At 64.2% G+C, this 8,929-nt stretch carries 17 protein-coding genes; all 17 read right to left on the bottom strand.

Features of this window, described 5'->3' with window-relative positions:
- Positions 1-3: 3 nt before the first annotated feature.
- Genes J0X27_RS04645 through J0X27_RS04725 form a run of 17 tightly spaced genes read right to left on the bottom strand, consistent with a single transcriptional unit; the run spans position 4 to position 8,929 of the window.
- The gene (locus tag J0X27_RS04645) at positions 4-537 is read right to left on the bottom strand and encodes a 50S ribosomal protein L6 (protein ID WP_207271261.1); all 534 of its coding nucleotides are present in this window, start codon (positions 535-537) and stop codon (positions 4-6) included.
- Between the two features lie 2 nt (positions 538-539).
- Positions 540-932: a 30S ribosomal protein S8 gene (locus tag J0X27_RS04650; RefSeq protein ID WP_097378332.1), complete on the bottom strand. Its 393-nt coding sequence runs from the start codon at positions 930-932 to the stop codon at positions 540-542.
- Between the two features lies 1 nt (position 933).
- On the bottom strand, positions 934-1,119 hold the full coding sequence (locus tag J0X27_RS04655) for a 30S ribosomal protein S14 (protein WP_207271262.1): 186 nt from the start codon (positions 1,117-1,119) through the stop codon (positions 934-936).
- Positions 1,112-1,648, bottom strand: a complete 537-nt coding sequence (locus J0X27_RS04660) for a 50S ribosomal protein L5 (RefSeq protein ID WP_207271263.1) — start codon at positions 1,646-1,648, stop codon at positions 1,112-1,114. Before J0X27_RS04660 ends, J0X27_RS04655 begins: the two co-directional genes overlap by 8 nt.
- Positions 1,641-2,342 carry a 30S ribosomal protein S4e gene (locus tag J0X27_RS04665; RefSeq protein WP_207271264.1) on the bottom strand — a complete coding sequence of 234 codons (702 nt, stop codon included), beginning with the start codon at positions 2,340-2,342 and terminating at the stop codon, positions 1,641-1,643. The genes J0X27_RS04660 and J0X27_RS04665 overlap by 8 nt, the downstream gene beginning before the upstream one ends.
- Complete coding sequence (rplX, locus tag J0X27_RS04670; protein ID WP_097378329.1) at positions 2,339-2,695, bottom strand: 50S ribosomal protein L24; 357 nt, start codon at positions 2,693-2,695, stop codon at positions 2,339-2,341. The genes J0X27_RS04665 and rplX overlap by 4 nt, the downstream gene beginning before the upstream one ends.
- A 2-nt stretch (positions 2,696-2,697) precedes the next feature.
- Complete coding sequence (locus tag J0X27_RS04675; RefSeq protein WP_006430978.1) at positions 2,698-3,096, bottom strand: 50S ribosomal protein L14; 399 nt, start codon at positions 3,094-3,096, stop codon at positions 2,698-2,700.
- Positions 3,096-3,533: a 30S ribosomal protein S17 gene (locus J0X27_RS04680; protein WP_097378328.1), complete on the bottom strand. Its 438-nt coding sequence runs from the start codon at positions 3,531-3,533 to the stop codon at positions 3,096-3,098. The genes J0X27_RS04675 and J0X27_RS04680 overlap by 1 nt, the downstream gene beginning before the upstream one ends.
- Positions 3,524-4,087 carry a ribonuclease P protein component 1 gene (locus J0X27_RS04685; protein WP_207271265.1) on the bottom strand — a complete coding sequence of 188 codons (564 nt, stop codon included), beginning with the start codon at positions 4,085-4,087 and terminating at the stop codon, positions 3,524-3,526. The genes J0X27_RS04680 and J0X27_RS04685 overlap by 10 nt, the downstream gene beginning before the upstream one ends.
- Before the next feature lie 7 nt (positions 4,088-4,094).
- The gene (gene rpmC, locus J0X27_RS04690; protein ID WP_097378326.1) at positions 4,095-4,310 is read right to left on the bottom strand and encodes a 50S ribosomal protein L29; all 216 of its coding nucleotides are present in this window, start codon (positions 4,308-4,310) and stop codon (positions 4,095-4,097) included.
- The gene (locus J0X27_RS04695; RefSeq protein ID WP_207271266.1) at positions 4,310-5,275 is read right to left on the bottom strand and encodes a 30S ribosomal protein S3; all 966 of its coding nucleotides are present in this window, start codon (positions 5,273-5,275) and stop codon (positions 4,310-4,312) included. The genes rpmC and J0X27_RS04695 overlap by 1 nt, the downstream gene beginning before the upstream one ends.
- Positions 5,275-5,751 (bottom strand): 50S ribosomal protein L22, encoded by a 477-nt coding sequence (locus tag J0X27_RS04700; protein ID WP_207271267.1) that lies wholly within the window; start codon positions 5,749-5,751, stop codon positions 5,275-5,277. The genes J0X27_RS04695 and J0X27_RS04700 overlap by 1 nt, the downstream gene beginning before the upstream one ends.
- A gap of 7 nt (positions 5,752-5,758) precedes the next feature.
- Positions 5,759-6,181, bottom strand: a complete 423-nt coding sequence (locus tag J0X27_RS04705; protein WP_207271268.1) for a 30S ribosomal protein S19 — start codon at positions 6,179-6,181, stop codon at positions 5,759-5,761.
- Positions 6,178-6,900 carry a 50S ribosomal protein L2 gene (locus J0X27_RS04710; protein ID WP_207271269.1) on the bottom strand — a complete coding sequence of 241 codons (723 nt, stop codon included), beginning with the start codon at positions 6,898-6,900 and terminating at the stop codon, positions 6,178-6,180. The genes J0X27_RS04705 and J0X27_RS04710 overlap by 4 nt, the downstream gene beginning before the upstream one ends.
- A gap of 2 nt (positions 6,901-6,902) precedes the next feature.
- Positions 6,903-7,157 (bottom strand): 50S ribosomal protein L23, encoded by a 255-nt coding sequence (locus J0X27_RS04715; protein WP_097378321.1) that lies wholly within the window; start codon positions 7,155-7,157, stop codon positions 6,903-6,905.
- Positions 7,154-7,906 carry a 50S ribosomal protein L4 gene (gene rpl4p, locus J0X27_RS04720; protein ID WP_207271270.1) on the bottom strand — a complete coding sequence of 251 codons (753 nt, stop codon included), beginning with the start codon at positions 7,904-7,906 and terminating at the stop codon, positions 7,154-7,156. The genes J0X27_RS04715 and rpl4p overlap by 4 nt, the downstream gene beginning before the upstream one ends.
- Positions 7,907-7,909: 3 nt before the next feature.
- Positions 7,910-8,929 (bottom strand): 50S ribosomal protein L3, encoded by a 1,020-nt coding sequence (locus J0X27_RS04725; RefSeq protein ID WP_097378319.1) that lies wholly within the window; start codon positions 8,927-8,929, stop codon positions 7,910-7,912.

The following is an 8,929-nucleotide window of genomic DNA, read 5'->3' on the forward strand; positions in this document are numbered from 1 at the left end:
CTATCAGGCACCTCCTTTGGCTGGTTTGTTGGTGATGTAGACCCCGTCCTGGAAGATTCGGGTGTCCTTGCCGCGGACCTTCGTCAGCTGCTCGATGTCGGCAGCCGTCTGTCCGACGTCTTCCTTGTTGGGGCCCGAAAGGACGAGTTGCTCCTCGTCGACGGTAACCTCAGTCTCACCGTGGATAGTCGTTCGTCGCGGTGCCTTTTCGCCGAGGAAGTTCTCGATGACGACCTCGTCGCCGTCCACGCGGACCTGCATCGGGAAGTGAGAGTAGAAGACTTCCATCTCGTACTCCCAGCCCTCGGTCACGCCGTGGAAGGCGTTGGTGATGTGGCTCTCGAAGGTGCCGACGGTCGAATTCGTTTTCGCGTCCTCGGCACTGCTCTCGATGACCACCTGGTCGTCGTCGGTCTCGACGATCACGTCGGGGTACCAGAGGCGCCGGGTGACGGTGCCTTCCGGACCCTCGACGGTGACGTCGAAACGGTCGACCTCGACGGATACGTTCTCGGGGATTTCCAGTTCGACTCGCATGATTAGTAGACGTATGCGATCACCTGGCCCCCAATACCCTGCTCGCGAGCCTCGTAGTGGCTCATAATGCCGCTGCTCGTCGTGACGACGAGCGCACCGAAGTCTCGAGCGGGGAGATAGCGCTTCTCCCACTTCTCGAAGTCCTCGGAGCCGACGGCGTAGCGGGGCTTGATGGGGCCGCACTCGTTGATCGCTCCTTTCAATTCGACCTCGAACTGACCGGCTTTACCGTCGTCGACGTACTCGAAGCCGTCGATGTACCCGCGGTCGTAGAAGACCTCGAGCACGCTGCCGATTTCGTTCGAGGCGGGCGTTACCTCGTGGGTGAGATGACCCACACTCTCGGCGTTATCGAGTCCCGAGAGCGCGTTGCTGAGTGGATCGTTTCCGGTCATATTATCTGTACTTCTTGAATCCCATGTCGCGGGCGATCTCGCGGAAGCACTGCCGACAGAGATTGATGTCGTACTTCCCGACGAGTCCCTGCTCGCGGCCACAGCGCTGACAGGACTCGACCTGTCCCGTCCGCTTTGCCGCGTGCTCGCCCGTGCGGTCGTTTTCTTCCGTTTCGCTTTCACTCATCGTCTGCCTCCACGCTCACGTCGAAGTTGGCCTCGAGGAACCCGATGGCGTCCTCGGGAGTCAATCGGTGCTTCGACGGGATCGATCGGGTGGCCTTATCGCGCTTGGCGATGCGGTAGCCCGGACGCACCAGGTTGACGGTGACGTCCAGCCCGAAGATCCCGATACTCGGGTCGTACTCCTGACTCGGGAAGTCGGTGTGCTCCTCGACACCGAAACTGAAGTTCCCCGTGTCGTCGAACTGCGCCGGGGACACGTCCGCAAGCGGCAGCGACTTCTCGAGGAACGCGTGAGCGTCGTCGCCACGAAGGGTGACCTTCGTACCGATCGGGTCGCCCTGGCGAATGCCGAAGTCAGGTTCGGTCTTTTTCGCCTGGGTCCGAACGCTCTCCTGACCCGTTACCTCCTCGATGATGTCCTCGGCTTTGCCGAGTTCGCGACCACCCTGGCCGACGCCCATGTGGACGACGACTTTCTCGATGCGTGGTTCGCGCATCTCGTGGAACTCTCCGGATTCGGCTTCACTCATCGGCATCACCAGTGAAGTTCTCGTCGATGACGACGACGTACTCTTCGACGGTTTCGAAGCCACCATCGTCGGTCGAGACGCCGACACTGTTCGAGCCACTGCTCGGCGTGACGTCGATCGCGTCGATCTCGCCGACCTTGCCGCCGTGGTTGCCACGGACGGCCGTCACGAGTGCGCCTTCCTCGTAGGGGAAGTGCGCGACGACGGACTTGTCCTCGTTGTCGACGACGATCGAGTCTTTCGGCGTGTACTCCTCGTTGTCGACGATGACGTTCGTCCCATCGTGTAGCGTCAGCTGGGTGTCGCCGCCCGACACCTGCTGTTTGTTCACGATCTTGCCGAGGCGGCTCTGTGCCGATTCCTCGTCGATCTCGGTCAGCGCGAGCCGACCGCCCTCGTCGGGGAAGACGCGATAGTACTCGTCTCGTCCGGGGAACGCAACGATGTCGAACATGCCGATCGGGCGCTGTTCGTCGTTGATCGCGTCCCCGTTGATGAGGATCGCGTCCTCAGAGAGCGCGTATCGTGCTTCCTTGCGCGAGTCCACGTAGCCGAGCACGTCCCGCAGGAGGACGACGAGGGGCACGCCGTCTTCGCCGTGGGGACCAGCGTCGGCCTTGACCGTGAAGGTCTCGGTCTTTCGCTCGACCGGCCAGGACTTCGGTACTGAGAGTCGTTTCTGGTGTTTCGTCATTCGCTATCACCTTCGAGACGCGCCTCGCGACGCTCGTCCTCGAGATCGAGCTCCGTGATCCGGACGTTCGAGGGGTCGAGCGGCCGTGGCACTTCTTCGCCGTCGGCCGTCTCGACGGTCACGTCCTCGACGTGGATGGTCCCATCCTCGAGGATCGCGCGCATGACCTCGCCTTCGTCGCCGGCGTGGTCGCCGCGCATGACCTCGACCGTGTCGCCCGCGTTGACGCGGGTTCGACGGGTGTCGTACTCCTCGCGGAGCTCGTCGGACAGCGTCGCGTGGAGCTGCTTCTGTCGCTCGTGCAGCGGCGCGTTTCTCGTCTGCGTTCGCTGTTTGTGTGGTTGTTCAGTCATATCTATACGATCATCGTCGCCGTACTGGCGATTGCTCCGAAGCGCTCTGCGACTTCGCGGGCGATCGGCCCCTTGATCTCCGTGCCGCGGGGCTCTTCGTTCTCGTCGATGATGACCGCCGCGTTGTCCTCGAACTTGAGCCGCGTGCCGTCGGGCCGGCGGATCGACTTCCGCTGGCGGACGACGACGGCCTCGAGGACCTGTCGGCGCATCTCCGGGGTACCCTTGGTGACCGAGACGGTCACCTTGTCACCGATCCCCGCCTTCGGCTGGCGGTTCTTGGTGCCGTGGTAGCCCGCGACGCTGATGACCTTCAGCTCACGCGCGCCGGTGTTGTCGGCACACGTGATCAGGGAGCCCTTCTTCAGGCCCTGCGTGACGTCGGCTTTCATCGCCTCCATCACTGATCACCCTCGTCTGCGGCCGCGGCGAGGTCCTCGTCGGAAAGCTCCGGCTCAGGCTCGGCCTGGCTCGTGAGTTCGGCGACGTCCTCCGCGGTTGCTTCTTGGGTTACTTCGACGACCACGTGCGATTTCGTCTTCGACAGTGGTCGGGTCTCTGCGATCTTGACCGTGTCACCGACCGAGAGCGGCTCGAGCACGCCCGGTACGTGTGCCGGGATGCGCGAGCGTCGTTTCATGTGTCGGTCGTACTTCGGGACCGCCACATCGTACTCTCGCTCGACGACTACGGTCTTGTCCATGTCCGTCGAGACGACCGTCCCTTCGAGGATCTGCCCTCGAACGGAGAGTTCGCCGTAGAACGGACATTTCTCGTAGTCGTATTCCTCCGGGTTTTCGGGTTCCGGAGGGGTTTCAACGTCTAGTCCTATTGCCATGGTGAGTCACCATTCGTTTCCGTGCGTCGGGCGGGCCGTGAGAGCAGCCGCGATCCATCGACCGTAACGTAGGCTACGTCCTCGCCAGCAACGCGACGGCGGTCCCGGGAGGGAGCGTCGTCGCGACAGCCGGCGGCGTCGCCGCCGGCTCGGTCCGCAACGGTCGAGGCTCGTTCCTCGGTCGCAGCGGGTTCAGTGTCGGCCAGTTTGGACGCAGTCCCCGACCCCTTCTCGGGTTCCCGGACCTCGTCCGGGAAGACGTCGAGGGTTCCTCGACGGTCGTCGGCGGCGTCATCTGTGATCGCGAACTCGAACGTCGAGCCCGACTTCGGCACCATCAGGACCCGAGACTCGCCGTCGCGACGCTCGGCGGTTGCACCGCCTCGCCACCGTTCCGCCTCTGGCGGAACGCAAACCTCTATCGAGAGGGTCTTGGTCGTCTCGATGACGACGCGCCCCTTGAGGCCGACCCGCGAGGAGTCGTCGCTCTCGACGACTCGCACGGGGAGCCCGTTGAGTTCGTGTCGCGGCAGTGTCTCGGGTGTCAGTGCCATTGTCGTGTTATTCGTCGTCTTCGAGGTCGCCTTCTTCGCGCTGGATCGTCTTGATCCGCGCGACGGTACGACCCAGTTCGCCGATGCGGCCCGGGTTCTCCGGAGCCCCACCGGCTGCGAGGACGGACTTCTGGTTCAGCAGTTCGGTCTCGAGTTCCTCGAGTTCCTCCGCCCGCTCGGCGGGCGTCATGTCGCGGATCTCTTCGACGTGGAGGATCGCCATCAGGCGTCACCTCCCTCGTCCGCGTCGTCCGCGTCGGCTTCCTCTTCGGCTTCCATCTCTTCGACGAGGTCTTCGGCTTCGGCCTCGACGTCTTCCTCGAGCTCTTCGAGCTCTTCCTCGACGTCTTCGTCGCCGCCGGGGACCTCGACGTCCTCGAACTCCTCGTCGGCGTCGGCCTCGACCTCCTCCTCGATGACCTCCTCGACGACGTCTTCGTCGAGGTCGGCCTCGGCGTCGGGCTCGTCGGCGTCCGCAGCGTCAGCCTCGGCCTCGGCGGCCTCGGCGTCCTCGGGTTCGCCCTCGAGGAGTTCCTCGACGCCGCCTTCCGCGTTGACTTCGACGGCGTCCGGAACGACTTCTTCCGGATCCATGTCCTCGTTGACCTCGAAGTCGTCGGGCAGTTCCGCACCCGGCGGGATGATCTTGACGTCGACACCGATGGTGCCGAGTTTCATGACCGCGACGCCCTGGCCGTGGTCGACGACCTCCTCGGCGGGTTCGCCGTTGTGCTTGATGTAACCGCGGTTGAACTTCTCGACGCGCGATCGTGCGCCGGTGACCTTCCCCGAGAGGACGATCTCCGCGCCCAGCGCGCCGGCTTCCATGATCCGGTCGATCGTCGTGTGACCGGCCTTCCGGAAGTACCAGCCACGCTCGAGTGCGTTGGCCAGTCGGTCCGCGACGATCCGTGCGTTGAGGTCGGGTTCGTCGACCTCCTGGACGTCGATCTGCGGGTCCTCGAGGTTGAATCGCTCCTCGAGGGCCGTCGTGACCTTCCGGATGTTCTCGCCGCCTTTGCCGATGACCATCCCGGGCTTTTCGGCCTTGAGGACGATCTGCGTTCCCATCGGCGTCTTGGCGACGTCCATACCACCGTAGCCTGCACGACCGAGCTCTTCCTGGAAGAACTCGTCGATCTGGGACCGCTGCAGGCCGTTCTCGATGAATTGATGTTCGTCAGCCATTAGTTATCGTCCTCCTCGGTTTCGGGCTCTTCGACGACGATCTCGACGTCGACCTGCGGTGTGTTCCAGGCCGACGCTCGCCCCATCGCGCGGGGCTTGCGACCCACGGACTCGCCGACCTTGTGGGCGGCGACGTGGACGATCTCCATGGATTCGCCGTCGAATCCCTGATGATCCGCGTTGGCTTCGACGTTCTCGAGCAGGTCGAGGAACTCCTTGGAGACTTTCTCGGGGTACTTGCCGGCGTCCCAGCCGTCGATGTCGGAGCGGTGTCCGGCACCGGCGTTGTGGGACTTGAACGGCACCGATTGGGTCTCGTCGATTACGTCCTGAAGGTACGCCTGGGCCTCGCCGACGGTTTTGCCCTTGATCTCGCGTGCGACCTCCTTGCTGTGCTTGTTGCTCATGTGACGCTCCCGAAGCATCGCTTTCGCGGTGGCGTCGGGATCGGCGTCGACTGAGTAGTTGATTCCCATACGATGATCACTTCAGTGGGACGAACTTCGACGATCGGGTCGCGCCGATGCCGGCCTGTCCGTGCTCGACGGAGGTCCGCGTCAGCTGGAACTCGCCGAGATAGTGGCCGATCATTTCGGGTTCGACGCGAACGCGCTCGAACGCCTGTCCGTTGTAGACCTCGAAGGTAATACCAACGAACTCCGGCAGGATCGGCATATCCCGCAGGTGCGTTCGAATCGGGTCGTTCGCCGTCTCTTCTTCGCCCTTCTCGCGGGCCTCCTCGAGAAGCTTTTGCTTCTCGACGGAGAGACCGCGCTGGATACTTCGCCGCTGTCGTGCGGGGAGCAGTTCCACAACCTCGTCGAGCTCCATCTCCTGCAGCTCCTCGAGCGTGTAGCCGCGGTAGGTGAACTCACCTTCACGGCCGGTTCGGTACTCCTGACTCATTTGTCGCCACCTCGACCGGTGCGTCGGGACGAGATGTCACCGACCTTCCGTCCCGGCGGGGCGTCCCGCGAGACGGACTTGGGTTTGCCGGGGTGCTGTCGGCCGCCGCCACCGAACGGGTGGTCGACGGCGTTCATCGCGACACCGCGGACGCGAGGCCACTTCGTGCCCCGGGACTTCATCTTGTGATACTTGTTCCCTGCCTTGACCATCGGCTTCTCGGTTCGGCCGCCACCGGCGACGACGCCGATGGTGGCACGACACTGCGGATCGAGGCGCTTGACCTCGCCGCTGGGAAGCTGGATGACCGCCGCGTTGCGGTCGTGGGTGATCAAGTCAGCGTTGGTCCCCGAGGCGCGGGCGAACCGACCGCCGTCGCCCTGGTTCGCCTCGACGTTACAGACCGGCACACCCTCCGGAATTTCCGCGAGCGGGAGCGTGTTGCCCGGCTTGATCTCCGCGGAGACGCCGACCTGTAGCTCCTCGCCGACGGTGATTCCTTCGGGCGCGAGGATGAGGCGCTGATCGCCGTCTTCGAACTCGACTGCCGCGATCGGTGCGGATCGTGCCGGGTCGTGTTCGATGTCGACGACCGTCCCTCGGATGGTGTCGTCGTCTTCCTCCTTTTTGTGCTCGAGCTTCGCCTTGTATCGGTGCGACGGGGCACGGAACGTGGAACTCCCGCGACCGCGTCGTTGTCCTTGAATGCGTCGTCCCATTCTCAGAACACCCCGATTCGCGAAGCGACTTCCTGTGCGTCGTCGTCCTCGCTCAGGCGGACGATCGCTTTCTTTTTGCCCTTCATCGTCATTTGCGTGTTGATGTTCTCGACCGAGATCTCGAACCGCTCTTCGACCTCGTCCCGAATTTCGGGTTTGGTCGCGTCCGGGTTGACGACGAACTGGAGCTTGTTCTCGAAGTCCATGTCGTTCATCGCCTTCTCCGTGACGAGCGGGTGTTCGATGGCCGAACTCATCGGTCAGCCACCTCCTCGAGTGCGCTTTCGGTCCAGACCGTCAGCCGTCCTGGCTGTGCGCCGGGCGCGAGATCCTCCGCGTTGACCTCCGCGGCCGTCGTCACGTCGGCACCGGCGAGGTTCCGGGCCGCACGGGAGGGACCGGTCTCGCTGGATGTGACGAAGAGGATCGACGTCGGCGTCTTGTACTTGCGGCCACGGGCTTTCCCCTGACCGGAACGGACGCTGCGACCCTCGTCGGCGCGTTCGATGTCGTCCGCGAGGCCTGCTGCTTCGAGGAAGTCGACGACCTCCTTCGTCTTGTGGAGGTCCTCGAACTCGTCGTCGACGACGACGGGAATCTCGACGTCTTCGTCGAACTCGTGGCCGCGCTCGGCGACGAGTTCGGCGTCGGTCGTCGCAGCGATCGCGCTGCGAACGGCCAGTTTCTTTGCTTTCGTGTTGATCGATTCGGACTGGTCTTTCTCGGCTTTCGGCGGGTGGGCCTTGCGTCCCTTGACGGCCTGGGGTACGCGGCGAGCGCGACCCTCCTGTCGTGGAACGTGGGCCATCCCGCGGCCACTACCGAACGATTCGGCCGGCGTTCGAAGGCCGGCGAACTCGTCGGCACCGTAGTCCTGTTTTCGGTTTGCCTGCGCGGCGCGCACGGCGCGGCCGATCAAGTCCGGGCGGTAGGTAGTCTCGAAGACCGCCGGGAGCTCGACCGTGCCCGCGTCCGAGCCGTCCAGGTTTCGTACTGTTGCGTCCATGTGTTATCCCTGGTTGGATGCGGTGGAGACGTAGCGCACCTCGGGATCGAGGCGCGGCTGGTCTCCGGGTCGGATCGCCGGGCGGAAGCGTACGAGACGCTGCTGTGGCCCGGGGAGCGAGCCCTTGATCAACGCGTGTGGTCCGTCGACTTCGCCGTAGTTGACGAAGCCGCCGTCGACCGTCGCGTCCGCGCCGTCGCCGATGTCGACGAGGCGCTTGTTCAGTTCCGTCCGCTGATGGTAGCCCATCTGGCCCTGCTGCGGGACCGTCGAGCGGACGCGGGACGGGTTCCAGGGGCCGAGGTTGCCGATACGGCGACGCCAGCCCTGCCGGGCGTGTTTGCCCTTGCGTTTCTGGACGCCCCATCGCTTGACGGGGCCCTGCGTCCCTTTCCCTTTCGTGACGCCGCTCGCGTCGACGTACTCGCCGGCGCGGAACACGTCGTTCATGACGTGTTCGCCGCCGTCCTCGATGGTCTCGAGGGCGAAGTCGACGCGGTCGTCGACGGAGCCGCCGCCGACGCGCGTTTCCATCACGTCCGGTTTCTTCTTGGGTACCGAGGGAACGTCCCCCGGAACCGTGTGGGTGATGACGCGGACGTCGTCGACGCGGCCCTCCTCGTGGAGGCCACGGAGCTCGTCCGTGGCGGCGTCGGTGTCGTAGTCGTCACCGGGAAGGTCCAGCACGCGATCGAGTTCGGGAACGAACTCGTCGGTCCAGACCTCGGTTATCGGCTTCATACCATACGGCGTGTCTTCGTACGCTCGCAGCGCGACGGCGCGCATCGGCGGCGTCTCCACGATCGTCACGGGGACGGTCTCTTCCATCCCTTCGGTCGGCGAGTTCGCTTTATCGTCGACCATGACGACGTGGGTCATGCCGGCCTTGTAGCCCGCGAAGCCCTGTAGCGTCGGCTGTCCGTCAGTGTCCGGCCACGAGTTGAAGCGTGGGACCTCGCTGGTCGCACGCTTTCGTGGGCCGAACCCGAGTGAGCCTTTGCGTGGTGTATTTGCTTGTGGCAT

The organism is Natrinema longum, from assembly GCF_017352095.1.
In the GTDB taxonomy this organism is placed as follows: domain Archaea; phylum Halobacteriota; class Halobacteria; order Halobacteriales; family Natrialbaceae; genus Natrinema; species Natrinema longum.